Raw genomic sequence first — 23,630 nt, forward strand, 5'->3', positions numbered from 1 at the left:
CGCAGCTCAGCGGTCACTTCGGGGTGACCACCTTGTAGTTCTTCGGCACCTGCGCGTCGGGCCGGCGCAGATACAGCGGCCGGGGCTCCTCCAGCTCCTCGCCCCTGGCCAGCTTCTCGGCGGCCAGGGAGGCGAGCGCGGCGGCGGAGACGTGCTCCGGCTCGTGGGCCTGGGGGAAGGTGTCCGGGTAGAGCAGCGCGCCGGCGCCGACGGCGGGCAGGCCCGCGACCCGCTCCGCGATGTCGGCCGGGCGGTCCACGGCGGGGCCGGTGAGCCGGGTGCGCGAGTCGGCGTACGTCGCCCAGTACACCTCTTTGCGCCGGGCGTCGGTGGCCACCACGAAGGGGCCCTTCTCGATGTCGGCGGCGTAGGCGAGGCCGTCCAGGGTGCAGACGCCGTACACGGGGACGCCGAGCGCGAGACCGAAGGTGTCGGCGGTCATCAGACCGACGCGCAGGCCCGTGTACGGGCCGGGTCCGGTGCCGACGACGATGCCGGTGACGGCGTCGAGCTTGACCCCGGCGGCGGCGAGCACGCGGTCGACGGCGGGCAGCAGCAGCTCCCCGTGGCGGCGCGCGTCCACCTGGCCGGACGAGGCGACGACGTCCGTGCCGTCGTGCAGCGCGACGGTGACGGCGGGGGTGGCGGTATCCAGAGCGAGCAAGAGCACGCGAACAGCCTACGGCGCCCACGGCTCGCGCACGCCCGCCCGGGACGGACGGTCACCGGCTGCTACGGTCTGTATGAAGTACGACATATGGGCACGAAGCGAAGGTGGTCCCACGTGGCAGGCACCAGCTCGGGAATCGTGGCCGGTCTCACCGCGGCCGCTCTCGGCACCGTCGCCCTCCTCGCCTGGCAGGCGCAGGCCACCGTCCCGCCGGGCCTGGCCCGCGTCAAGGCGAGCACCTCCCCCGCCCCCGCCGCCAAGGCCCCGCGCGACAGCCGCCACCCGACCGCCCTGCCACGCGACTCGGGCAAGGGCGAGCGGGTCGTGTACTCGGTGGACGACGACCGGGTCTGGCTGGTGGACGACCACGGCCGCGTACAGCGCACCTTCAAGGTGCGCCCCGGCCAGGTGGACCCGCGCCTCGGCGCCTACTGGGTCACCTCGCGCTCCAAGCAGATCACCGGCACCGACGGCGTACTCGTCGAGCACGTGGTCCGCTTCGCCACGCGCAACGGCGTGACGATCGGCTTCAGCGCCGCCACCGACGACGATCCGGCGGACACGGCCACGGACACCGGCTCGGTGAGGACCGGCGGCATCCGCGAGACCCGGCCGGACGGCGACGCCATGTGGCGGTTCGCCACGATCGGCGTGCCGGTGATGGTGATCCGCTGACGTCCGCGGGTTTACGCCGCCTCGCGCACGTCCGCGGGTTTACGCCGCCTCGCGGTGGTCCGGGGTGTGCTCGGCCGGGTCCGGGGCGGGAGGCGGGGTGGAGACCGCTTTCGCCGCCGCGCACGAGGCCAGCAGGTCGCGCATCGACACCTGCGGGGTCACCTGGGCGCGCCCCGGCCGCTCGGGCCGGGCCGTGGGACGTGGAGCGGACATGGCGCCTCCTGAGCTGCGGGGGCGGGTGTGGTTAGGTATGCCTAACCACGGGCTGGATACCATGTGACCACGCCCGGTACGTCCCGCGCAATACGATCCCGACAGCATGTCGGGATGTGGACGCGGGCCCGCGCCTCTCCCCGCGCACGCGCCCCGTCGGCACCCCCGGCCCCTCAGCCCTCCAGCGCCCCCAGTACCCCCAGGTCCGTCTCCGTCCACCGCTTGCCGAGCCCGCTCACCCTCACGTGCCGTACCTCGTCGGTGGTGTCCCCGGTCGCGCGGTCGATCAGGACCTCCAGGCGGTCGTCGGTCAGCTCCTCGACCTTGCCCTCGCCCCACTCCACGACGATCACCGACTCGGGCAGCGACACGTCGAGGTCGAGGTCCTCCATCTCGTCGAGCCCGCCGGAGAGCCGGTAGGCGTCGACGTGGACCAGCGGCGGGCCGTCCACCAGGGAGGGGTGGACCCGCGCGATGACGAAGGTCGGCGAGGTGACCGCGCCGCGCACCCCGAGCCCCTCGCCGAGCCCCCGGGTCAGCGTCGTCTTGCCCGCGCCCAGCTCGCCGGAGAGCATCACGAGGTCGCCCGCGCGCAGCAGCCCGGCCAGGCGGAGGCCGAGCCGGCGCATCTGCTCGGGGGAGGTGACGGTGAGCCGGATCTCAGCCGGGCTGTGCGGTGCTGCTGATTCTTCCATCATCACTCACTTGCAGTAGTACACTGGCCACGTCCCGTGAGGGATCGGTCCGGGCTGGACCGCAGCCGGAAGGCTGGAAGCCACCTCTCAGGAGGAGGCGGAGTCACAGCCGACAACGGTAGCCGTAGTCGGTACCACCCCAACGCGGGCGAGCAAATCCCCGAGGCGGTCCATGACCGCCTCGGGGTGCTCCAGCATCACCAGGTGCCCGGCGTCCGGCACGAGCACCAGCTCGGCCTCCGGCAGCAGGTCCGCTATCGCCTCGCTGTGCTCGCTCGGCGTCACCAGGTCGCGTACCCCGGCGAGCACGAGCACCGGCAGGTCCCGGAAGGCGGCCAGCGCCTCGGTCTTGTCGTGGTCGGTGAAGGCCGGGTAGAACTCCGCGACCACGTCGATGGGCGTGGACTCGATCATCCGCTCCGCGAACCGCGCGATGGCCGGGTCGATGTCCCGCCCCGCGAAGGAGTACCGCTTGATCACCCCGGCGAACAGCTCGGCGGTGGCCCGGCGCCCCTTCTCCACCAGCTCCGCCTGCTGCCCGAGCGCCTTGAGCACGCCCGGCAGGACGCGGCGCACGGCGTTGACGCCGGCCAGCGGGAGGCCGAAGTTGACCTCACCGAGCCGCCCGGAGGAGGTGCCGACGAACGCGGTGGCGACGACACGGTCCCGGATCAGCTCGGGGAACTGGGCGGCCAGCGCCATCACCGTCATGCCGCCCATGGAGTGGCCGACGAGCACGATGGGGCCCTCGGGCACGGCCGCGTCGAGGACCGCCTTCAGATCACGGCCGAGCTGGTCGATGGTGACGGGCACGCCGTCGCGGGTCTGGGCCACGCCCCGCCCGGAGCGGCCGTGGCTGCGCTGGTCCCAGTGGACGGTGCGCACGACGCCGCGCAGGGCGGCCCGCTGGAAGTGCCAGGAGTCCTGGCCGAGGCAGTAGCCGTGGCAGAAGACGACGGTCACGGGCGCGGGCGCCTTGCGGCCGAAGAGCCGGCGGCGGCGCGGGGAGACGTTCGGGCCCGGGTCGGGGTCGATGTCGTCGACCTCGTAGTACAGCTCGGTGCCGTCGTCGGCGACCGCCTTGCCGGGGGTGCCGCGCAGGGTGCCGTAGGGGCCGGCCGAGTCCAGGGCGAGCTGGGCCTTGCGGCGCATCCCGCGCCCGACGGTCATGCGCTCGATGGCCACTCCGGCGGCCGCGCCGGCGGCCAGGACGCCTATCGCGGCCCCGGCGAGACCGGTCGCCCGGCGCCAGCCCGCTCCCTCCCCGGCGGCGGCGACCGCGGCGACGGCCCCGGCCACGCGCTCCGCACTGCTCTCGCTCACGTACCGCTCCTCCTCGCCGTACCGCCGTGCTCAGACCTTCGCCGTACTCATGTTCGTAAAAACGCAGAAAACGGGGACATGACTCACCCAGGGGGCCACGGGCCTCAACTGCCCGGCCCGCCGGGGTGGTTACCCCTCTTCTTCCCCGTTCAGATGGACGCGGGGCACGCGGGTGCCGATGCGGGTGACGATCTCGTACGCGATCGTCCCGCACGCCTGTGCCCAGTCCTCGGCGGTGGGCTCGCCCGCGTCGCCGGGGCCGAACAGCACCGCGCCCGTGCCCGGCGCGGGCTCGTCGCCGCCGAGGTCGACCACGAACTGGTCCATCGCGACCCGGCCCGCGACCGTGCGCCACTTGCCGTCCACCAGCACGGGTCCGGTGCCCGAGGCGTGCCGGGGGATGCCGTCCGCGTAGCCGACCGGGACGAGGCCGAGGGTGGTCTCGCCGGGGGTGGTGTAGTGGTGGCCGTAGCTGACGCCGTGGCCGCCGGGCACCCGCTTGACCAGGGCGAGGGAGGCGCGCAGCGTCATCACCGGGCGCAGTCCGAAGTCGGCCGGGGTGCCCAGTTCGGGGCTCGGCGAGACGCCGTACATCGCGATGCCGGTGCGCACCAGGTCGAAGTGGGTCTCCGGAAGGGTCAGCGTGGCCGGGGAGTTGGCGATGTGCCGCACCTCGGGGCGCAGGCCCCGCTCCTCGGCGTAGGCGGTCATCTCGCGGAAGCGGTCGAGCTGGGCGGTGATGGAGGGGTGGCCCGGCTCGTCGGCGCAGGCGAAGTGGGACCACAGCCCGGTGACCTCGATCAGCCCCTCCGACTCGGCCTTCAGCGCCTCGGCGACCAGCTCGGGCCAGTCGCCGGGCTGGCAGCCGTTGCGGCCGAGGCCGGTGTCGGCCTTGAGCTGTACGCGCGCCCTGCGGCCCGCCGCGCGGGCGGCGTCGGTGACCTCGCGCAGCGCCCACATGCCGCTGACGGAGACGTCGAGGCCGGCCTCGATGGCCTCGCGCCAGGGGCCGCCGGGCACCCAGAGCCAGCACATGATCCGGCCCGGCAGCCCGGCCGCGCGCAGTGCGAGGGCCTCCTCGGGCGTGGCGGTGCCGAGCCAGGTGGCCCCGGCGTCGAGGGCGGCGCGGGCGCAGGGGACCGCGCCGTGGCCGTAGGCGTCCGACTTGACGACGGCCATCAGGGCGGCGCCGCCCTTCAACCGGGCGCGCAACGCCCGTACGTTGGCGCGCAGGGCACCCAGGTCGATCTCGGCGCGGGCGCGCAGGGGCGCCGTCGGCACAGCTGCTGTCTCGTTCATGGCGCCCCCAGTCTCTCAGAGGCCCCGCCCGGCCCCCGGAAGCACTCCTCGGCGGTCCCGTCCCGGGCGCGCGAGTCCGCTGGTCCGGGGCCCGTACGGTCTGTCGGCGGGCTCAGTCCCAGTCCAGCTCCCGCCGTACGTCCCGCCATGCCTCCGGCAGCCGGTCGGAGATGTCCATGGCGACGATCGGGGCGCCCCGGGAGGCGAACCGTCCGGCCAGGCCGTGCAGATACGCGCCCACGCTGCCCGCGTCCAGCGGGGTGAGCCCGGAGGCGAGCAGCGAGCCGGTGAGGCCGGAGAGCACGTCGCCGCTGCCGGCCGTGGCGAGCCAGGCGGTGCCGGTGGGGTTGACCCGTACGGGGCCGCCGTCGGGGGCGGCGATCAGCGTGGTGGAGCCCTTGAGCAGCACCGTCGCCCGGTAGACGGCCGCCAGCTCGCGCACCGAGGCGAGACGGTTCGCCTCGACCTCCTCGCGGCGTACGCCCAGCAGGGCGGCGGCCTCGCCCGCGTGAGGGGTCATCAGGGTCGGTGCGGTGCGCCCGCGTACGGTGTCGCGGTCGGCGAGCCGGAGCCCGTCGGCGTCGAGCAGGACCGGTACGTCCGTGCCGAGCACCTTGGCGACGGTGGCCGCGTCGTCCCCGGCGCCGGGTCCGGTCACCCAGGCCTGGACGCGGCCCGCGTGGTCGGGGCCCTGGTCGGAGACGAGCGTCTCGGGGAACCGGGCGATCACCGCGTCCCCGGCCGGACCGACGTACCGTACGGCCCCCGCACCGCCGCGCAGCGCGCCGGAGACGGCGAGCACGGCCGCGCCCGGGTAGCGCGCGGAGCCGGCGGCGACGCCGAGCACCCCGCGCCGGTACTTGTCGCTCTCCGCCGAGGGCACCGGCAGCAGCCGGGCCACGTCCGCGTGCTGGAGGGCCTCCACGGCGGGGTCCGGCGGCAGTTCGAGCCCGATCCCGACGAGGCGGACCGCTCCGGCGTACTCGTGCCCGGGGTCGATCAGCAGGCCGGGCTTGTACGCGCCGAAGGTGACCGTCAGATCGGCCCGCACCGCAGCGCCGCGCACCTCGCCGGTGTCCGCGTCCACCCCGCTGGGCAGGTCGACGGCGACGATCCCGGCCCGCGAGCGCTCGGCGGCCTCGGCCAGCCGGGCCGCGTCGGGGCGCAGTCCGCCCTTGCCGCCGATCCCGACGATGCCGTCCAGGACGAGCCCGGCGCGCTCGACTGCCCTGACGGCGTCCCCGGGGTCGGTGACGGCGGTGCCGCCCGCCCTGCGCAGCGCCTGGAGTCCGCCCGCGTGCGCCCGCTCGGGTGAGAGGAGGACGGCGGTGACGCCCGCGCCGCGCCGGGCCAGCCGGGCCCCGGCGTACAGCGCGTCGCCGCCGTTGTCGCCGCTGCCGACGAGCAGCACGACCCGGCTGCCGTGCACCCGCCCCAGGAACTCCGCCGAGGCCGTGGCGAGCCCGGCCGCGGCCCGCCGCATGAGCGTGCCCTCCGGCAGCCGTGCCATCAGGGCCCGCTCGGCCGCCCGTACCGTCTCCACGCTGTACGCCGTACGCATGTCTTCGAGTCTGCCCCGCGCACGCCCACCCGCGCACCCGCGTGGCTCAGTTCTCGGCGATCACCACGGCCGAGGCGACGCCCGCGTCATGGCTGAGGGAGACGTGCCAGGACTTCACCCCCAGCTCGGCCGCGCGGGCGGCCACCGTCCCCCGCACCCGCAGCCGGGGCTGCCCGCTGTCCTCGACGTACACCTCGGCGTCCACCCACAGCAGCCCCGACGGCGCCCCCAACGCCTTGGCCAACGCCTCCTTGGCCGCGAACCGCGCCGCCAGCGACGCGATCCCCCGCCGCTCCCCACTGGGCAGCGACAACTCCCCCACCACGAACAGCCGATCAGCCAGCCCCGGCGTCCGCTCCAGCGCCACCCGAAACCGCTCGATCTCGGCCACATCGATCCCGACCCCGACAATGCCCATGCGGGGAGCCTACGGGTCACTCCCCGTCGAACAGATCCTCCACCCGCTCGACGGCGACGGAGCGGTCGAGCCAGCTGTCGATCACCTCGGAGTCGGCGCAGGCGCCGACCCGCTCACGCACGTCGTCGGAGACGGCCAGCCCACGCGCCTCCAGCACCCGCAGCACGGCCTGCTTCTTGCCGGCCAGCTCGCCCTCGGCCTCGCCCCTGGCCTTCCCCTCGGCCTCTCCCTTGGCCTTCCCGTCCAGGTACGCCTCCTCGAAGACCGTCCCCCGGCCGGGAAAGAACGTGACCACCATCTTCTCCAACTCCCTCCACGTGTCCCGGGCCGGAGTGTTCTCCAGCCCGATTTCCAGAAGTTCCGACCAGTACAGGGCGGTGGCTTTGTCGAACGAACGCATTCCGCGAGCCATCAGATTCAGTATGGCGTCGCTCTGCTCGCTCTGGCTGTGAACAATGGCGGAAAACGTGGCCAGCGCGGGCTCACGCGCCACCATCGCCTCGTCGGTGATCCGGGGCACCGTGTCGGGCCCCAGTACGAAGGGGCGCGTGACCTGGGTCGCCCAGGGGCCGACCCGGCACTCGAAGGGGCCCGCGGCCCAGGTCGCGGTGGAACGGTGCCGGCAGACGGCGACGAGCAGCACCGGCAGTTCGAACTTGGCGTGCAGATAGCTGACGTAGTACGCCCAGTTGACACCCTTGTCCGGCGCCCGCTTCGTCTGGGCCTCGATGGCGAGCAGAAACGCGTCACCGTCGGACGGCACGACCTTCAGCACCGTGTCGACGCGACGCTCCAGCGGCTTGAGCTCCGTCGCATCCGGAGTGATCGCCTCAATCTCCGCCTTGGCGGGCGGCTCCAGCCCCAGCGCCTGGAAGACGGGGGCGAGTACCTCGGGATGATCCTGGAAGATCCGGTGCGAGGTCTCGTGGGTGGATGTGACCATGTGCGCGATCGTGCGGGAGTGGGAGCGGCAACGTCCCGGTTACAAGGCCGCATTCATCCTTTCGGGGACCGGAAAAACGTTCCCCTTTTCCCTGTGTTGCCGAGCCCTGTTGCCGAGCCGGATTCGGGAGACCGGCCCGGCATCGCGTATCCGCTATTCCACCGTCACCGACTTCGCCAGGTTCCTCGGCTGGTCGACCTCGTTGCCGCGGGCGGCGGCCAGTTCGCAGGCGAAGACCTGGAGGGGGACCGTGGCGACGAGGGGCTGGAGGAGGGTGGGGGTGGCGGGGATGCGGATGAGGTGGTCGGCGTAGGGGGTCACCGTGTCGTCGTCCTCGTCGGCGATGACGATGGTGCGGGCGCCGCGGGCGCGGATCTCCTGGATGTTGGAGACGATCTTGTCGTGCAGGACGGAGCGGCCGCGCGGTGAGGGGACGACCACGACGACCGGGAGGTCCTTCTCGATGAGCGCGATCGGACCGTGCTTCAGCTCGCCCGCCGCGAAGCCCTCGGCGTGCATGTAGGCGAGTTCCTTGAGCTTGAGGGCGCCTTCGAGGGCGACCGGGTAGCCCACGTGACGGCCGAGGAAGAGCACCGTGTCGTGGCCGGCCAGGGAGCGGGCCAGCTCCCGTACCGGCTCCATGGTCTCCAGCACCCGCTCGACCTCGCCGGAGATCCGGGACAGGTCCCGTACGACGGCGCGGATCTCGTCGCCCCACTTGGTGCCGCGCACCTGGCCGAGATAGAGCGCGACGAGATAGCAGGCGACGAGCTGGGTCAGGAACGCCTTGGTGGAGGCGACGGCGACCTCGGGTCCCGCGTGGGTGTAGAGCACCGCGTCCGACTCGCGCGGAATCGTGGAGCCGTTGGTGTTGCAGATGGCCAGCACCTTGGAGCCCTGCTCGCGGGCGTGCCGGAGCGCCATCAGGGTGTCCATGGTCTCGCCGGACTGCGAGATGGCGATGACCAGGGAGCGCCCGTCCAGGATCGGGTCGCGGTAGCGGAACTCGCTCGCGAGCTCCACCTCGCAGGGGATGCGGGTCCAGTGCTCGATGGCGTACTTGGCGATGAGCCCCGCGTGGAAGGCCGTACCGCAGGCGACGATGACGACCTTGTCCACCTCGCGCAGCTCGGCCGCGCCGATGCGCACCTCGTCCAGGGTGAGCGAGCCGGAGGGGTCCACGCGGCCGAGGAGGGTGTCGGCGACGGCCTTCGGCTGCTCGGCGATCTCCTTGAGCATGAAGTAGTCGTAGCCGTCCTTCTCGGCGGCGGAGGCGTCCCAGTCGACGTGGTACGCGCGGACCTCGGCCGGGGAGCCGTCGAAGTCCGTCACCGTCACGCCCTCGCGGCGCAGCTCGACCACCTGGTCCTGGCCCAGCTCGATCGCGTCCCGGGTGTGCGCGATGAACGCGGCGACGTCGGAGGCGAGGAACGCCTCGCCCTCGCCGACGCCCACCACCAGCGGGGAGTTGCGGCGCGCGCCGACGACCACGTCCGGGGCGTCCGCGTGCACGGCGACCAGCGTGAAGGCGCCCTCCAGACGGCGGCACACCAGCCGCATCGCCTCGGCGAGGTCGGCCGTCGTGGAGAACTCCTCCGCGAGCAGGTGCGCGACGACCTCGGTGTCCGTCTCGGACGCCAACGCGTGTCCGCGCTCGGCGAGTTCGGCGCGCAGCACCGCGAAGTTCTCGATGATGCCGTTGTGCACGACCGCGACCCGGCCCGCGTTGTCGAGGTGCGGGTGGGCGTTGGCGTCGGTCGGGCCGCCGTGCGTGGCCCACCGGGTGTGCCCGATCCCGGTCGTCCCGGCGGGCAGCGGCCGCTCGGCCAGCTCCTTCTCCAGATTGACCAGCTTCCCGGCCCGCTTGGCCGACGCCAGCCCCCCGTCCGCGAGCACCGCGACCCCGGCGGAGTCGTACCCCCGGTACTCCAGCCGCTTCAGCCCCGCCATCACGACTTCGAGCGCCGACCGCGCTCCCACGTATCCCACGATTCCGCACATGCGCGGCAGCCTACGGTCAGAACCGGGCCCAAAAGAGGCGCAGCGTGCCCGAATTCGGAAATTCCCACGGTCATACGAAGGTTGGAGCGCGGCGGTGCGCCGCACGCACGGGGCGAAATCCGGTCAACATCACCGGGGGCGCCGAACACCCGCCCCACCGGGCCGTTTCACAGGAAACACACAGCTCCGGCCGCCTCCCCGGGCCCCACCGGTCACATCCGTCACGAAGCCGGTCAAGACGAGTTCACGCCGCACCCGCCCGTTCCGGCTTCGTATGTCCGTACGATTTCCGGCCCTCCGTGCGTAGGGTGTCGCCGTGCCCGGGCGGAACGGCCGAATCCGTCGACGGGCGCACGATCCAGCGACCTCAGGGGGGAAGGCGGCGGTGCTCGGCGAGCACCCCGCCACGTCGCCGGAAAGGCCGGACCGGGTACGGCACCGCGCGCGTTCGGACGACGTCGCGCGCGGAACACACACCCGCCTCCGGCACGGCCCCGCCCCGCGCGGGCGGCTCCTTCCCGCGGTCCGCTCCGACGTCCTGGGAGGGACCCTTGCGCTTCAGACCGCGCGGCAGATCACGTACGAGACCGGGCCCCGTCAAAAGAACCGGACCGCTCGCCCGCGTCCCCTTCGGACGGCCCGTCCTCCTCGTGAGCGTGCTGGCCGCCCTCGCCACCCTCGGCGTACAGCCCGACCTCGCGCCCAGGCTGGCCGGCACCCACGCCAGCGACCGCCCGGACGACTGGTACGAGACCACGGACGACGAGCAACTGCGCCTCGACCAGTGCCTCATGGGCGACGCGCTGCGGCTCGGCGGACCGGGCATGTACACCTTCGCGCAGAACGCCCTCGCCCAGACCCCGGAGAAGCTGCGCCAACTCGCCGACCTGGACTCGTCCGACGGCCCGCTGCGCCAGGTGTACGAACAGGACCGCACGAAGTACGAGGCCAACTGGGACCGCCTGATCGCCCACGAGGCCGACTGGGAGAAGCCGCTGAGCGGCCTCAACACCCCCGCGGGCTTCACCGAGACCGGCTTCCACTGGGTCCCCGGCGTCCACGAGGGCGACGACTTCTACGACCAGACGGGCCTCGGCAAGTGGGCGGGCGGCCCCGACTGGACCGAGAAGTTCGACTTCTACGACCCCACCCCCGAGGCCGACGCCAAGACGCTCCAGGCCGTCGACGCCATCGGCACCCCGCTCTACGGCCAGGACCCCGACCCGAGCCTGCCCGGCAGCGAGTGGAACCGCGCCCTGAACGAACGCGACGCGTTCCAGTGGCTGCACGGCTTCGCCCTGGAGGACGCGGGTGCCGACAACGCCCGTCTCTTCCTCGCCTCGGGCGGCTGGCCGCGCACCGCGCCGGAGCCGGGCAGCGTGGAGTACCGGCTCGCGGTCGAGGACCTGAAGACCCGCTCCTCCACCTGCGCGTGGCGCGACCCGATCGACCCGAACAAGACACTCCGTCAGGCGGAGGACGTGGCCGCCCGGGAGTGGCAGCAGGAGATCACCTCCCAGGCCGCCCAGCGCGACCAGATCCTCAACGCCAACCGGACCGCCACGACGGCCCTCACCAAGAGCGCCGAGACCATGGCCGACCTGCTCGGCCAGTCGTGGATCGCCGACCGCCTCACCCGCTGGCAGGACTACTGGAGCTCGGGCGGCCTCGGCTGGATCGGTGACGGGCGCCTGGAGATCCAGATCCCCGGCGCGTCGGGCAAGTGCCTGGACGTCCAGGGCGCCGCGAAGACCAACGGCACGCCCGTGGAGGTCGCCGCCTGCAACGGCGCCGCCTCCCAGCAGTGGCAGGTGCTGGGCACCTACGACGGCGGCAGCACCCTCGTCAACGTCAACGCCTTCAAGTGCCTCGAAGTGCTGAACGGCGCCAGTGCCGACGGCACGAAGCTCCAGATCAAGGACTGCGGCAGCGGCAAGGCCCAGCAGTGGACGTTCGACGTCCGCAGCACCGGCCCGCTGCGCAACGCGGCGACCGGCAAGTGCCTGCACCTGCCCACGTTCGACAACGGCAAGGACGCCGTGCTGTCGGCGTGCAACGGCTCCAGCGCGCAGAAGCTGAAGATCGTCCCCAAGACGCACACCGGGGACACCGCCGCCACCTACCCGCCCAAGGCGCAGTTCGACAAGGCCAAGGCCGGGGTCACCGCCGCGCAGACCGCCGCGAAGAAGCAGCTGGGCGTACTCCAGGCCCAGCTCACCACCGCCCAGCAGGCCGCCACCACTTCCGACACCGCCCTGCAGTCCGCCTACGCCGTGGCCGACGCCGCCGGCGCCCCCCGCGGCCGCGGTCTGCTCGTCGGGCAGCAGAAGGACCAGGTGACCAAGGGCGCGGTGGCCGCACTGACCGCGCTGGAGAAGGCCGGGGAGACGGCGGAGGCCGCCACCCGCGCCTCCGCCGGGGACAGCGCCACCATCACGCAGCGGGCGCTCGCGCAGGCCGCGCAGTCGAAGGCCGAGTTCCGCAAGGAGGCCGCCGCCCGCGCCGAGTGGCAGGCCAAGGCCGCCGCCGACGCGGCCAAGGTCCACCGCGACAACGCCAAGAAGGACAAGGAGACCGCCGAGGCCAAGCTCACCGTCGCGCTCAAGGCGGAGGGCGACGCCAAGAGCGCCGCCGCCGACGCCCACGCCAAGCGGCTCACCGCCGAGGCCCAGGAGAAGACGGCCAAGGCGGAGAAGGAGAAGGCCGACGCCAAGCGCGCCGAGGCCGCCCAGCACCGTAAGAACGCCGAGTCGGAGGCGTCCAGGGCGAAGGACGCCAAGGACCGGGCCGAGGCGGCGGAGCACACCGCCCAGGACCGGCGCGACGACGCGGTGAAGGCCCGCGACCACGCCAAGGAGATGCGCGACGACGCCTGGGACGCCGAGCAGAAGGCGGACGCGGCCCGCGCCAAGGCCGACGCCAAGGACGCCTACGCCGACTCCCTGGACGCCGGGGACGCGGCGGACGCCGCCCGCGCCGCCGCGAACGACGCGGACAGGGCCGCCGGCGACGCCGAGGCCGCGGCCACCAGGGCCCGTTCGGAGGCGGACGCCGCCACCCGGGCCGCCGCGGACGCGGACGCCGCCGCCACGCGCGCCGAAGCCGCCGCCAAGCGCGCCCGCGCGGCCTCCGACGCCGCCCAGGCCGACAAGCTGAAGGCCGACGCGGCGGTCAGGACCGCCACCAGCGCGGTGGCCGACGCCATCAAGGCGTCCAAGGACGCCTCCGCCGAGGCCCGCAGCGCGGTCAAGCTCGCCGACGAGGCCGGCCGGCACGCCAAGGACGCGAAGACCGAGGCGGACGGCGCCGCCGCCGAGGCGAAGACGGCGCTCGCGGCCTCCGCCAAGTCGGCCGGCTACGCCCATGTCACCGCCCAGGCCGCCGTCGACGCCGGAAAGGCCGCCGAACAGGTCGCCGACCCCGCCAACGACGCGATCCAGCTGGGCTCCCCGTACGTCGACACCGACTCCGCCGCCGCCCTGGTCGTCCTGACCGGGCAGGGCTCGAAGACCATCGCCGAGCAGCAGCGGGCCGTCGCCGACGCCCACGCCAAGAACGCCGCCGCCGAGGCCCAGGCCGCGAAGAACATCGCGGACCAGGCCTCCGGCGACGCCAAGGAGGCCTACCAGCACGCGGCCAACGCGGCCCAGTACGCCGCCGACGCCCGCGGCTACGCCAAGGACGCCCTCGGCTACGCGGCCGACGCCGCGAAGGCGGCCGCCGCTGCCGCCGCGTCACTGTCGCGCACCATCGACTACGACGAACAGGCCACCGCCGACGCCGCCGCCGCCGACAAGGCCGCGGGCGGTGCCGAGGGCTGGGCCAAGGACGCCCGCGACGCCGCCGACGCCGCCGAACTCGACGCCGACGCCGCGCGCTCCGCGGCCGCCGCGGCCGAACAGGACGCCAAGGACGCCCGCGCCGCCGCCGACCGCGCCGACGCGGCCGCCACCGAGGCCGAACAGGCGGCCAAGGACGCCGAGAAGTACGCCAAGGAGGCCCAGGACGCCGCCGAGCGCGCCGAGGCGGCGGGCAAGGCCGGGCAGATCCAGTCCGGAACCGTCGTCGACGAGAACGGTGCCTCGATCGGCGACATGTTCTACGTCGTCCAGCGGACGGACCGGATCGGCGACCCGGAGATCGTCAAGAAGGACAACTGCAACCCCATCGTCCACGTCGGGGACTGCAAGATCACCGCGAAGATCCGCTTCAAGGCGGTACTCGACCTCTACCTGTGCACCGCCGAGGACCTGGACCTGTCCGCGTACAAGTGCCCGGCCAGTGCCACGCTCTACCTGGGCGAGTTCCCCACCAAGGAACTGTCGACCCAGGTCACCGACACCATCTCGATGACCGAGTTCAACTCCGGCATCGACCCGGTGGACATCCTCGTCGGCCACTGGATCAAGTGCGTCCAGAAAATAGCCCCCGGCGGCGCCTCCGGCTCCTGGACCGGCTGCGCCTGGGCCACCCTGGACGTCGCCACCCTCTTCGCCGGCAAGATCCTCCGCCCGATCGTGGACGCGGTGAAGGCCGCGGACGCCGCGGCCCGGACCGGTATCGGCTTCGAGGAAGCGTGGCAGGGGCTGCGCGCCGCCGGACTCTCCGAGGTCGCGGTCGAGGGAATCGGCGCGCGCGTCCTGAGCCGCGTGGTGGAGATGTGCACCGTCAAGAAACCGCTCCGCACAGCGATCGCACAGAGCGGTGGTCTCCCCTGCGAGGGAATGATCGCCTACGGCAGCACCGATCTCGCCCTCATGGCCTACAAGGCCAGGAAGGCCGCCGGAATCACCACCGGCCGCAATGTCGCGGTCGCCAGGGTCCCCGGGTGGAACGACCCGAAGACCGGTGACCTCGTCGTCGGCTTCAGCAAGGGCTCCGGCTACCACTCCGAGAACCACATCCTGGACCAGCTCGAAGCGCGGAACTTCAAGCCCGACCAGATCACGGAGCTGTACAGCGAACGCACCCCGTGCGGCGTGTGCGGGCCGATGCTGGAGGACAAGCTCAGACCGGGAACACCGATCTACTGGTCCCTGCCGGACGGACCCGGCTCCGGAGACCTCCTCTGGGCGCTGATCAGCAAGTTCGAGGGAAGGACGCTGAAGCGGTCCGCGGCGGGTCCCGCCGGACAGCAGGTGAGTCCGGCTGAGCAGTAACTGACATCCCGGGGTGCGGCGGGCACTCGCACGGTGCCCGCCGCACCCCGCCGCACGAAGAGAAGAGGCCCATGTCCGAGTTCGGTTTCACCCGCGCCTCCGACGACGTTCTCGCCGCCCGCGGCCGGCTGGCCGACGACGTGGTCCAGTCCCTCGTGGACGCGGGGCTGCCCGCGTTCCGTGACGATCCGGAGGCCGCCGTGGAGCGGTCCGGGGCGCTGGTGAGCGTCGAGCCCGACGCCGAGACCGCCTCCGCCGCCGTGTCCGTCGGTTGGCGGTGCAGCCCCGACCTGCTCCAGGCGGCCGCCGAACGACTCCTCACCGGCGACGCCGACGCGCCCGCCGTCCGGTATCCCGGGGTGATCGGCCGTCACATGCAGAGCGCGCTGATCCAGGTCCTGCTCACCGCGGGCATCATCGCGACGCCGGAGAACGACGCCATGAACCCCGCACGCGTTCTCGTCTTCGGCAGGATGTCCGACCTGCCCCCGGCGCTGAGGCCCACGTTCGTTCCGCCGGGCACTCGGTCCCGCTGAGGCACGGCGTGACCTACCCCACCCCCCATCCCCGTTCGTACTCCGTTAACAATGGAATGTGATCTCACCGGTCTCCGAGTTCCCGAGGAGCGCCCACCGGCACCGGCCGGAGGCGACTCCCTACGTCGACCTCACCCGCGCGGAGTGGAGCGCCCTGCGCCACAAGACTCCGCTGCCGCTCACCGCCGAGGAGGTGGAGAAGCTGCGCGGGCTCGGCGATGTGATCGACCTCGACGAGGTGCGGGACATCTATCTGCCGCTCTCCCGCCTGCTGAACCTCTACGTCGGCGCCACCGACGGCCTCAGAGGGGCGCTGAACACCTTCCTCGGCGAGAAGGGCTCCCAGTCGGGCACGCCCTTCGTGATAGGCGTCGCCGGCTCCGTCGCGGTCGGCAAGTCCACCGTCGCCCGCCTGCTCCAGGCCCTGCTGTCCCGCTGGCCCGAGCACCCCCGCGTGGAGCTGGTCACGACGGACGGCTTCCTGCTGCCCACCAAGGAGCTCCAGGCGCGCGGCCTGATGTCCAGGAAGGGCTTCCCGGAGTCCTACGACCGCCGCGCCCTCACCCGCTTCGTCGCCGACATCAAGGCCGGCAAGGACGAGGTGACCGCCCCCGTCTACTCCCACCTGATCTACGACATCGTCCCCGGCGAGAAGCTCACCGTCCGCCGCCCGGACATCCTGATCGTGGAGGGCCTGAACGTCCTCCAGCCCGCCCTCCCCGGCAAGGACGGCCGCACCCGCGTCGGCCTCGCGGACTACTTCGACTTCAGCGTGTACGTCGACGCGAGCGCCGAGGACATCGAGCGCTGGTACCTCGACCGCTTCAAGAAGCTGCGCCAGACCGCCTTCCAGGACCCGGACTCGTACTTCCGCAAGTACACCCAGGTCTCCGAGGAGGAGGCCCTCGACTACGCCCGCGGCCTGTGGCGCACGATCAACAAGCCCAACCTGACCGAGAACATCGCCCCCACCCGGGGCCGCGCGGGCCTGGTCCTGCGCAAGGGCCCCGACCACACGGTCCAGCGCCTGCGCCTGCGCAAGCTGTAGGACCGGAAAAACACGGCAGCGCCCGGGGAGGCACCATCAGCCTCCCCGGGCGCTCACGCGTACAGCCCGGCGGACTACCCCAGCGCCGACTTCACCGCGTCCGCCAGCCGCCCCGCCACCGACCGGGCCTGGTCGATGTCGGCGGCCTCGACCATCACGCGGACCAGCGGCTCGGTGCCGGAGGGGCGCAGCAGGACGCGGCCGGTCTGGCCCAGCTCGCGCTCGGCCTCGCCCACGGCGGCGGCGAGGTCGGCGGAGGTCTGGACGCGGGACTTGTCGACGTCCGGCACGTTGATCAGGATCTGCGGCAGCCGCTCCATGACGGAGGCCAGCTCACGCAGGGTCCGCCCGGTCTCCGCGACCCGCGCGGCAAGGAGCAGACCGGTCAGCGTGCCGTCGCCGGTGGTCGCGTGGTCCAGGACGATGACGTGCCCGGACTGCTCGCCGCCCAGCGCGTAGCCGTGCTGCTTCATCTCCTCCAGGACGTAGCGGTCGCCGACCGCCGTCTGGACGAGACGGATGCCCGCGCGCTCCATGGCCAGCTTGAAGCCCAGGTTGGACATGACAGTCGCGACAACGGTGTCCGAGCGCAGCTCCGAACGCTCGCGCAGCGCCAGCGCGAGGACGGACAGGATCTGGTCGCCGTCCACCTCCTCACCGGTGTGGTCCACGGCCAGGCAGCGGTCGGCGTCGCCGTCGTGCGCGATGCCGAAGTCGGCGCCGTGCTCGATCACGGCCGCCTTCAGCGGGCCCAGGTGGGTCGAGCCGCAGCCGTCGTTGATGTTCAGGCCGTCCGGCTCGGCGCCGATCGTGATGATCGTGGCACCGGCCCGCGTGAACACGGCCGGGGAGACACCGGCGGCCGCGCCGTGCGCCTCGTCCAGGACGATCTTCAGCCCGTCCAGGCGGTTCGGCAGCACCGACAGCAGGTGCGCGACGTAGGTCTCGAAGCCCTCGTCGTACGTCCGCACCCGGCCGACCCCGGCGCCGGTGGGCCGCTCCCAGGGCTCACCGTGGCGGTGGGACTCGTAGACCGCCTCGATACGGTCCTCCAGCTCGTCGGCGAGCTTGTGACCGCCGCGCGCGAAGAACTTGACGCCGTTGTCCGGCATGGCGTTGTGGCTCGCGGAGAGCATCACGCCGAGGTCCGCGCCGAGCGCGCCGGTCAGATGCGCCACGGCCGGCGTCGGCAGCACGCCCACGCAGAGCACGTCCACGCCCGCGCTGGCCAGGCCCGCGACCACGGCCGCCTCCAGGAACTCCCCGGACGCCCGCGGGTCGCGGCCGACCACCGCCTTCGGCCGGTGGCCCGCGAAAGTACCCGCCTCGGCCAGCACATGCGCCGCCGCGACGGACAGGCCGAGCGCCATCTCGGCCGTCAGGTCCGCGTTGGCGACGCCACGCACGCCGTCGGTGCCGAAGAGTCGTCCCACTTGTCCTCCTGAAGAAGCGCAACTGCTGCGAGGAATCATGGCATGTGCCAGAGCATCCAATCGCACAAGCCTTTGAGCGTCTTGTGTCGTTATACGCCCTTGACGGAGATAAACGAACGCCCCGGCGGCACACAGGGCGTGCCGTCGGGGCGTTCGGAGTACGCGCGAAGCGCCGCTGTTTAGCGCTTGCTGTACTGCGGAGCCTTACGGGCCTTCTTCAGACCGGCCTTCTTGCGCTCGACCGCACGGTCGTCGCGCTTGAGGAAGCCGGCCTTCTTGAGGGCGCCGCGGTTGTTGTCCACGTCGGCCTCGTTCAGCGCACGGGCGACACCGAGACGGAGCGCACCGGCCTGACCGGAGACACCGCCACCCGAGATACGGGCGATGACGTCGTAGCGGCCCTCGAGCTCGAGCACCTTGAAGGGCTCGTTGACTTCCTGCTGGTGCACCTTGTTGGGGAAGTAGTCCTCAAGGGTGCGACCGTTGATCTTCCACTTGCCGGTGCCCGGAACGATCCGGACGCGGGCGATGGCGTTCTTGCGACGGCCCAGGCCGGCGGCCGGCTGGGGCTCGCCGAAGCGGGACGCCATGGACTCCGAGGTGTACTCACCCTCGACGGGGAGCTCGCTCTCGGTGGTGTAGCTCTCGATGTCGACGAGCTCGGTCTCTTCGAGCGGCTGCTCGGCAGTGGTCTCGGCCACGATTCTCCTCAGATTCTCTGTCAGTTAAAGGGCGGCCGGAATTACTGCGCGACCTGGGTGATCTCGAACGGCACCGGCTGCTGGGCAGCGTGCGGGTGCTGGTCGCCCTTGTAGACCTTCAGCTTCGAGAGCATCTGACGGCCGAGGGTGTTCTTGGGGAGCATGCCCTTGACGGCCTTCTCGACGGCCTTCTCGGGGTTCTTGTCGAGCAGCTCGTCGTAACGGACCGAGCGCAGACCACCCGGGTAACCGGAGTGGCGGTACGCCATCTTCTGGGTCCGCTTGTTGCCGGACAGGTGCACCTTGTCGGCGTTGATGATGACGACGAAGTCGCCAGCGTCGACGTGCGGCGCGTAGATCGGCTTGTGCTTGCCGCGCAGCAGGGTGGCGGCAGTGGTGGCCAGACGGCCCAGGACGACGTCCTGAGCGTCGATGACGTGCCACTGGCGCGTCACATCGCCGGGCTTGGGGCTGTACGTACGCACGGTTCGTAGCCTTCGCTTCGAGTGAATGGTCCTGAACAGGTCACCGAAACGATCACGACAGCCTGGATCGCACTGCGGTGACGCATACCGCGTGCGGATCGCTGGTCATCGGCCCGGTGGACCGGTGTAAGGGCCCGTCCCGTGAGAATGAGCAAGCCAATACACAACGAGGAGCCAGCCTACCGGGGCACCCCCGGACGGGTCAAAACACGCCCCGACCGAAACCCGGCGCGCCGAGATGTTCCCCCCTGCGCGGAAGGTCCCCCTATCGTCTCCCGGCCCCGTGCCCTCGGGCGTACGGGCATGTGCGGGGCCCCTCTAAGATGCGCCCCATGAGTTACGGGCAGGGGGGCTCCCAGAACCAGTGGGATCCCTGGACACCTCAATCCGAGCAGCCGTGGAGCGCCAAGGGCGACGACGGGACTCCCGACTGGGCCGCGCTCGCGGACCAGTCCGAGAACCGCAGCAAGCGCCGCAAGGTGCTGCTGATCGTCGGCGGTGCCCTGGCCACGGCCGCGATAGGCACGGCCGTCGCGATGGCCGTCGTCAACGCGGGCAGCGACGACGACACCGCCGGCGGCCCCTCGGCCCTGCCTCCCAGCGCCTCGCTGCCGGGCGGCACCGCCACCGCGCCGTCCTTCGCGCCGACCAGCGCGCCGCCTCCGCTGGATCCGAAGGACTTCATCTCCAGCGCCAAGAAGGACACCGCCCCGCTCAGCCCGGAGACCCTGTTCCCGGGCACGCAGCTGACCATGGGCGAGACGGTGTACAAGAAGGGCGCCACCGCCGACACGAAGAACTGCGCCTCCGGCGCGCGCGGCACCCTGCCGAAGCTCCTCACCGCGAACAAGTGCACCCGGCTGATGCGGGTCAGCTACGTCAAGGACGGCGTGGCCGTCACCGCGGGCGTGGCCGTCTTCGACAGCGCGGCCGAGGCGACCGAGTTCAAGGGCCAGACGGACACGAAGAGCATCATCTCCTCGCTGTCCGGCAAGGGCGTGAAGCCCTTCTGCGAGTCGGCGATCTGCCGCACCACCACCAACACCCTCGGCCGGTACGCCTACTTCACCACCGCGGGCTTCACCAGCGGCAAGGACGTCACCCTCAAGGACAACAAGGTGTTCTCGGCGGGCAACGACCTGGCGCAGTTCACCTTCCGCCAGCTGCTGCGCCGGGGCGAGGCCCAGGCGTCGGCGGCCGCGAAGTAACCGCGCGGGGGCTCCTCCGGGCCCCCGCCGCACCTCCGTCCGGTCCCCGCCGCACCCCGTCCGGCCCCCGCGTCCCCTCCGCTCAGCAGCAGCCCGCCGAGGGCAGCGAGCGCCGGTTGCGGGCCTCCTTGTTCCGGGCGGCCAGCAGCTCGTCGGCCGGGTAGCCGACCTCCTCCAGGGTCAGCCCGTGCGGCCGTACGACGTGCACGGCCGAGTCCCGCACGCCGGCGGCCAGCACCTTGCCCGGCCACTCGGGGCCCCGGTGCCCGTCGCCGACGAACAGCAGCGCGCCGATCAGCGAGCGGACCATGTTGTGGCAGAACGCGTCCGCGCGCACGGTGGCCGTGATCACGCCGTCCGCCCCGCGTTCCAGGCTCAGGTCCTGGAGGGTGCGGATGGTGGTCGCGCCCTCGCGCCGCTTGCAGTACGCGGCGAAGTCGTGCTCGCCGAGCAGCACGCGCGCCGCCTCGTTCATGGCGTCCACGTCGAGCGGCCAGTCGTGCCAGAGCACGTGGCCCCGCAGCAGCGGGTCGACCCCGCCGGGGTTGTCGGTGACGCGGTAGGCGTAGCGCCGCCAGACGGCCGAGAAGCGCGCGTTGAACCCGGGGGGCGCCTCGGCCAGGCTCCACACCCGTACGTCCTTGGACAGCCGCCCGGCGAGCCGCTTCAGCAGCTTCTCCCGGTGCTCCGCCCACACGTCCTCGGGCAGGTCGACGTGCGCGACCTGGCCGCGCGCGTGCACCCCGGCGTCCGTGCGCCCGGCCACGGTCAGCTCGTACGTCTCCTTGGACCGCGTGACCGTCCTGAGGGCGTCCTCGATCTCCCCCTGCACGGTCCGCCGCCCGCCGGCCTGCTTGGCCCAGCCGTGGAAGTCGGTGCCGTCGTACGACAGGTCGAGGCGGATACGGACATGGCCGGGCTGTGCTTCGTCACTCACGCGGAAATCCTCTCAGAACACGAAAGGCGGGCCCGCCCCCACAGGGACGGACCCGCCTCTCAGGCGTCAGGCAGTGCCTCAGGCGTCCTTGGACTCCTCGGCGGGAGCCTCGACGGCCTCGGTCTGCTCGACCTTGGCCTCCTCGGACTCCTTGACCGCACGCTTGGTGGCGGCCTCGGCCTCACCGGTCGCCTGCTGGGCGACGGTCAGGGCCTCGACCAGCTCGATGACGGCCATGGGCGCGTTGTCGCCACGGCGGTTACCGATCTTGGTGATGCGGGTGTAACCACCGGGGCGGTTCTCGTACCGCGGGCCGATCTCGGTGAAGAGCGTGTGGACGATGCCCTTGTCCGTGATGACCTGGAGCACCTGGCGGCGGTTGTGAAGGTCACCCTTCTTCGCCTTGGTGACCAGACGCTCGGCGTACGGGCGCAGGCGGCGGGCCTTGGCCTCGGTGGTGGTGATGCGGCCGTGCTCGAAGAGGCTCTTCGCGAGGTTCGCGAGCAGCAGCTTCTCGTGCGCGGCACTGCCGCCCAGACGGGCGCCCTTGGCAGGCTTCGGCATGGTGTTTCTCCTAGGTGTCTGCCCCGGCCGTGTCAGGTACCGAAGTCAGTATCCGAGCAGGCGGTCGCCTGTCGGAGATCCGAGCAGGTCCCCGAAGGGGCCTGCTCGGAAGGGGCGCGGGGAACTGCGCGATCAAGCACAGCGCACCCGCACCCGAGTACGGACCGGAAGGCCCGAGCTCTTAGTACTGCTCGGTCTCGACGAAACCGGCGTCCGCGTCGTCGTCCGCGCCAAAGGCGTCGGCGGCGGCGGTCGGGTCGAAGCCGGGAGGCGAGTCCTTGAGCGCGAGACCCATGCCGGCCAGCTTCGCCTTGACCTCGTCGATGGACTTCGCACCGAAGTTGCGAATGTCGAGGAGGTCCGCCTCGGAGCGGGCGACGAGCTCACCCACGGAGTGGATGCCCTCACGCTTGAGGCAGTTGTACGACCGAACGGTCAGCTCAAGCTCCTCGATGGGAAGAGCCAGGTCCGCGGCCAGCGCGGCGTCCGTCGGGGACGGACCCATGTCGATGCCCTCGGCGTCGATGTTCAGCTCGCGGGCGAGACCGAACAGCTCGACCAGCGTCTTGCCCGCGGAGGCCATGGCGTCACGCGGACGCATCGCCTGCTTGGTCTCGACGTCGACGATCAGCTTGTCGAAGTCGGTGCGCTGCTCGACACGCGTGGCCTCGACCTTGTACGTGACCTTGAGAACCGGCGAGTAGATGGAGTCGACCGGGATACGGCCGATCTCCTGGCCCACCTGCTTGTTCTGCACGGCGGAGACGTAGCCGCGACCGCGCTCGACGGTCAGCTCCATCTCCAGCTTGCCCTTGCCGTTGAGCGTGGCGAGGACGAGGTCGGGGTTGTGCACCTCGACACCGGCCGGGGGCGCGATGTCGGCGGCGGTGACCAGACCCGGGCCCTGCTTGCGCAGGTACATCACGACCGGCTCGTCGTGCTCCGAGGAGACGACCAGCTGCTTGATGTTGAGGATGAGGTCGGTCACGTCCTCCTTGACGCCCGGCACGGTGGTGAACTCGTGCAGGACACCGTCGATGCGGATGCTGGTGACAGCAGCGCCGGGGATCGACGACAGGAGGGTGCGGCGGAGGGAGTTGCCGAGGGTGTAACCGAAGCCCGGCTCCAGCGGCTCGATCACGAACCGGGAGCGGAACTCGTCGACAACCTCTTCGGTCAGCGACGGACGCTGAGCGATCAGCATGGTGTGAGTCCTTCAGTCAGGGGCGCCCACTATTTGACGCCCGACTCGTACTGCAAGGGTACGGGCGGCACGGCCCCGTGAGGAGCCGTACCGCCCGGAACCAGCCGGTGAAGGCCGTGCGTCAGACGCGACGACGCTTCGGCGGGCGGCAGCCGTTGTGCGGGGTCGGGGTGACGTCCTGGATGGAGCCGACCTCGAGGCCCGTGGCCTGGAGCGAACGGATCGCGGTCTCGCGACCGGAGCCCGGGCCCTTCACGAACACGTCGACCTTGCGCATGCCGTGCTCCTGAGCGCGGCGGGCAGCCGACTCGGCGGCCATCTGCGCGGCGAACGGCGTGGACTTCCGGGAGCCCTTGAAGCCGACGTGGCCGGCGGAGGCCCAGGAGATCACGTTGCCCGACGGGTCCGTGATGGAGACGATCGTGTTGTTGAACGTGCTCTTGATGTGCGCGTGGCCGTGAGCGACGTTCTTCTTTTCCTTGCGGCGCACCTTCTTGGCAGCGCCCTGACGACCCTTGGGGGGCATCTACAAACTCCTACGGGGAGGTGGTCGGTCC

21 protein-coding genes are annotated in these 23,630 nt (G+C 72.0%); 5 read left to right on the forward strand and 16 right to left on the reverse strand.

The features are described 5' to 3' along the window. Positions 1–13: 13 nt before the first annotated feature. A complete protein-coding gene (tsaB, locus tag AB0898_RS23715) occupies positions 14–670 on the reverse strand; it encodes a tRNA (adenosine(37)-N6)-threonylcarbamoyltransferase complex dimerization subunit type 1 TsaB (RefSeq protein ID WP_366804974.1) in 657 nt (218 codons plus the stop codon). 114 nt (positions 671–784) lie between these two features. Between tsaB and AB0898_RS23720 the strand changes: the two genes are divergently transcribed. After that, positions 785–1,345: a hypothetical protein gene (locus AB0898_RS23720; protein WP_366804975.1), complete on the forward strand. Its 561-nt coding sequence runs from the start codon at positions 785–787 to the stop codon at positions 1,343–1,345. 39 nt (positions 1,346–1,384) lie between these two features. Here AB0898_RS23720 and AB0898_RS23725 read toward each other — a convergent pair whose 3' ends face one another. The 8 genes from AB0898_RS23725 to glmS form a co-directional block, all read right to left on the reverse strand. Continuing rightward, on the reverse strand, positions 1,385–1,558 hold the full coding sequence (locus AB0898_RS23725; RefSeq protein WP_366804976.1) for a hypothetical protein: 174 nt from the start codon (positions 1,556–1,558) through the stop codon (positions 1,385–1,387). 173 nt (positions 1,559–1,731) lie between these two features. After that, entirely contained in the window at positions 1,732–2,253 is a 522-nt protein-coding gene (gene tsaE, locus AB0898_RS23730; RefSeq protein WP_366804977.1) for a tRNA (adenosine(37)-N6)-threonylcarbamoyltransferase complex ATPase subunit type 1 TsaE, read from the reverse strand. 87 nt (positions 2,254–2,340) lie between these two features. Beyond that, entirely contained in the window at positions 2,341–3,576 is a 1,236-nt protein-coding gene (locus tag AB0898_RS23735) for an alpha/beta hydrolase (RefSeq protein WP_366804978.1), read from the reverse strand. 129 nt (positions 3,577–3,705) lie between these two features. Further along, positions 3,706–4,875, reverse strand: coding sequence for an alanine racemase (alr, locus tag AB0898_RS23740; protein ID WP_366804979.1), 1,170 nt, complete (start codon positions 4,873–4,875; stop codon positions 3,706–3,708). Positions 4,876–4,987: 112 nt separating this feature from the next. After that, the gene (locus tag AB0898_RS23745; protein ID WP_366804980.1) at positions 4,988–6,436 is read right to left on the reverse strand and encodes an NAD(P)H-hydrate dehydratase; all 1,449 of its coding nucleotides are present in this window, start codon (positions 6,434–6,436) and stop codon (positions 4,988–4,990) included. Positions 6,437–6,482: 46 nt separating this feature from the next. Further along, positions 6,483–6,854: a holo-ACP synthase gene (locus AB0898_RS23750; RefSeq protein WP_366804981.1), complete on the reverse strand. Its 372-nt coding sequence runs from the start codon at positions 6,852–6,854 to the stop codon at positions 6,483–6,485. Positions 6,855–6,870: 16 nt separating this feature from the next. Next, positions 6,871–7,797 carry a hypothetical protein gene (locus AB0898_RS23755; RefSeq protein ID WP_366804982.1) on the reverse strand — a complete coding sequence of 309 codons (927 nt, stop codon included), beginning with the start codon at positions 7,795–7,797 and terminating at the stop codon, positions 6,871–6,873. A gap of 153 nt (positions 7,798–7,950) precedes the next feature. Further along, positions 7,951–9,798 (reverse strand): glutamine--fructose-6-phosphate transaminase (isomerizing), encoded by a 1,848-nt coding sequence (gene glmS / locus AB0898_RS23760; RefSeq protein ID WP_366804983.1) that lies wholly within the window; start codon positions 9,796–9,798, stop codon positions 7,951–7,953. Positions 9,799–10,448: 650 nt separating this feature from the next. On the opposite strand from glmS, the gene AB0898_RS23765 reads away from it, so the two are divergent. From AB0898_RS23765 to coaA, 3 genes are all read left to right on the forward strand, one after another. After that, complete coding sequence (locus tag AB0898_RS23765) at positions 10,449–14,957, forward strand: ricin-type beta-trefoil lectin domain protein (protein ID WP_407078392.1); 4,509 nt, start codon at positions 10,449–10,451, stop codon at positions 14,955–14,957. A 71-nt stretch (positions 14,958–15,028) separates the two neighbouring features. Next, on the forward strand, positions 15,029–15,493 hold the full coding sequence (locus AB0898_RS23770; protein WP_366804984.1) for a hypothetical protein: 465 nt from the start codon (positions 15,029–15,031) through the stop codon (positions 15,491–15,493). 58 nt (positions 15,494–15,551) lie between these two features. Next, a complete protein-coding gene (gene coaA, locus AB0898_RS23775; protein ID WP_366804985.1) occupies positions 15,552–16,541 on the forward strand; it encodes a type I pantothenate kinase in 990 nt (329 codons plus the stop codon). Between the two features lie 74 nt (positions 16,542–16,615). Here the strand turns inward: coaA and glmM are convergent, their stop codons facing one another. From glmM to rplM, 3 genes are all read right to left on the reverse strand, one after another. Continuing rightward, complete coding sequence (glmM, locus tag AB0898_RS23780; RefSeq protein ID WP_366804987.1) at positions 16,616–17,974, reverse strand: phosphoglucosamine mutase; 1,359 nt, start codon at positions 17,972–17,974, stop codon at positions 16,616–16,618. A 179-nt stretch (positions 17,975–18,153) separates the two neighbouring features. Next, complete coding sequence (rpsI, locus tag AB0898_RS23785; RefSeq protein WP_366804988.1) at positions 18,154–18,675, reverse strand: 30S ribosomal protein S9; 522 nt, start codon at positions 18,673–18,675, stop codon at positions 18,154–18,156. Positions 18,676–18,716: 41 nt separating this feature from the next. Continuing rightward, positions 18,717–19,160 carry a 50S ribosomal protein L13 gene (gene rplM / locus AB0898_RS23790; RefSeq protein ID WP_366804989.1) on the reverse strand — a complete coding sequence of 148 codons (444 nt, stop codon included), beginning with the start codon at positions 19,158–19,160 and terminating at the stop codon, positions 18,717–18,719. Between the two features lie 332 nt (positions 19,161–19,492). Between rplM and AB0898_RS23795 the strand changes: the two genes are divergently transcribed. After that, the gene (locus AB0898_RS23795) at positions 19,493–20,368 is read left to right on the forward strand and encodes a hypothetical protein (RefSeq protein WP_366804991.1); all 876 of its coding nucleotides are present in this window, start codon (positions 19,493–19,495) and stop codon (positions 20,366–20,368) included. Between the two features lie 82 nt (positions 20,369–20,450). Here AB0898_RS23795 and truA read toward each other — a convergent pair whose 3' ends face one another. The 4 genes from truA to rpsK form a co-directional block, all read right to left on the reverse strand. Further along, positions 20,451–21,305 carry a tRNA pseudouridine(38-40) synthase TruA gene (gene truA, locus AB0898_RS23800; protein WP_366804992.1) on the reverse strand — a complete coding sequence of 285 codons (855 nt, stop codon included), beginning with the start codon at positions 21,303–21,305 and terminating at the stop codon, positions 20,451–20,453. Positions 21,306–21,383: 78 nt separating this feature from the next. Further along, the gene (gene rplQ / locus AB0898_RS23805; RefSeq protein ID WP_161178972.1) at positions 21,384–21,869 is read right to left on the reverse strand and encodes a 50S ribosomal protein L17; all 486 of its coding nucleotides are present in this window, start codon (positions 21,867–21,869) and stop codon (positions 21,384–21,386) included. A gap of 181 nt (positions 21,870–22,050) precedes the next feature. Then, positions 22,051–23,073: a DNA-directed RNA polymerase subunit alpha gene (locus tag AB0898_RS23810; protein WP_003966937.1), complete on the reverse strand. Its 1,023-nt coding sequence runs from the start codon at positions 23,071–23,073 to the stop codon at positions 22,051–22,053. 121 nt (positions 23,074–23,194) lie between these two features. Further along, positions 23,195–23,599, reverse strand: a complete 405-nt coding sequence (gene rpsK, locus AB0898_RS23815; protein ID WP_003956432.1) for a 30S ribosomal protein S11 — start codon at positions 23,597–23,599, stop codon at positions 23,195–23,197. Positions 23,600–23,630: the final 31 nt, after the last annotated feature.

The sequence above is a fragment of the Streptomyces sp. NPDC005435 genome (genome assembly GCF_040703155.1).
Taxonomy (GTDB): Bacteria; Actinomycetota; Actinomycetes; order Streptomycetales; family Streptomycetaceae; genus Streptomyces.

What these genes read in the sequence shown, in the direction of transcription:
- AB0898_RS23725 (WP_366804976.1), bottom strand. Translation starts at nt 1,558, where the DNA reads ATGTCCGCTCCACGTCCCACGGCCCGGCCCGAGCGGCCGGGGCGCGCC.
- tsaE (WP_366804977.1), bottom strand. Translation starts at nt 2,253, where the DNA reads ATGGAAGAATCAGCAGCACCGCACAGCCCGGCTGAGATCCGGCTCACC.
- alr (WP_366804979.1), bottom strand. Translation starts at nt 4,875, where the DNA reads ATGAACGAGACAGCAGCTGTGCCGACGGCGCCCCTGCGCGCCCGCGCC.
- AB0898_RS23745 (WP_366804980.1), bottom strand. Translation starts at nt 6,436, where the DNA reads ATGCGTACGGCGTACAGCGTGGAGACGGTACGGGCGGCCGAGCGGGCC.
- AB0898_RS23750 (WP_366804981.1), bottom strand. Translation starts at nt 6,854, where the DNA reads ATGGGCATTGTCGGGGTCGGGATCGATGTGGCCGAGATCGAGCGGTTT.
- AB0898_RS23755 (WP_366804982.1), bottom strand. Translation starts at nt 7,797, where the DNA reads ATGGTCACATCCACCCACGAGACCTCGCACCGGATCTTCCAGGATCAT.
- glmS (WP_366804983.1), bottom strand. Translation starts at nt 9,798, where the DNA reads ATGTGCGGAATCGTGGGATACGTGGGAGCGCGGTCGGCGCTCGAAGTC.
- AB0898_RS23770 (WP_366804984.1), top strand. Translation starts at nt 15,029, where the DNA reads ATGTCCGAGTTCGGTTTCACCCGCGCCTCCGACGACGTTCTCGCCGCC.
- AB0898_RS23795 (WP_366804991.1), top strand. Translation starts at nt 19,493, where the DNA reads ATGAGTTACGGGCAGGGGGGCTCCCAGAACCAGTGGGATCCCTGGACA.
- rplQ (WP_161178972.1), bottom strand. Translation starts at nt 21,869, where the DNA reads ATGCCGAAGCCTGCCAAGGGCGCCCGTCTGGGCGGCAGTGCCGCGCAC.
- AB0898_RS23810 (WP_003966937.1), bottom strand. Translation starts at nt 23,073, where the DNA reads ATGCTGATCGCTCAGCGTCCGTCGCTGACCGAAGAGGTTGTCGACGAG.
- rpsK (WP_003956432.1), bottom strand. Translation starts at nt 23,599, where the DNA reads ATGCCCCCCAAGGGTCGTCAGGGCGCTGCCAAGAAGGTGCGCCGCAAG.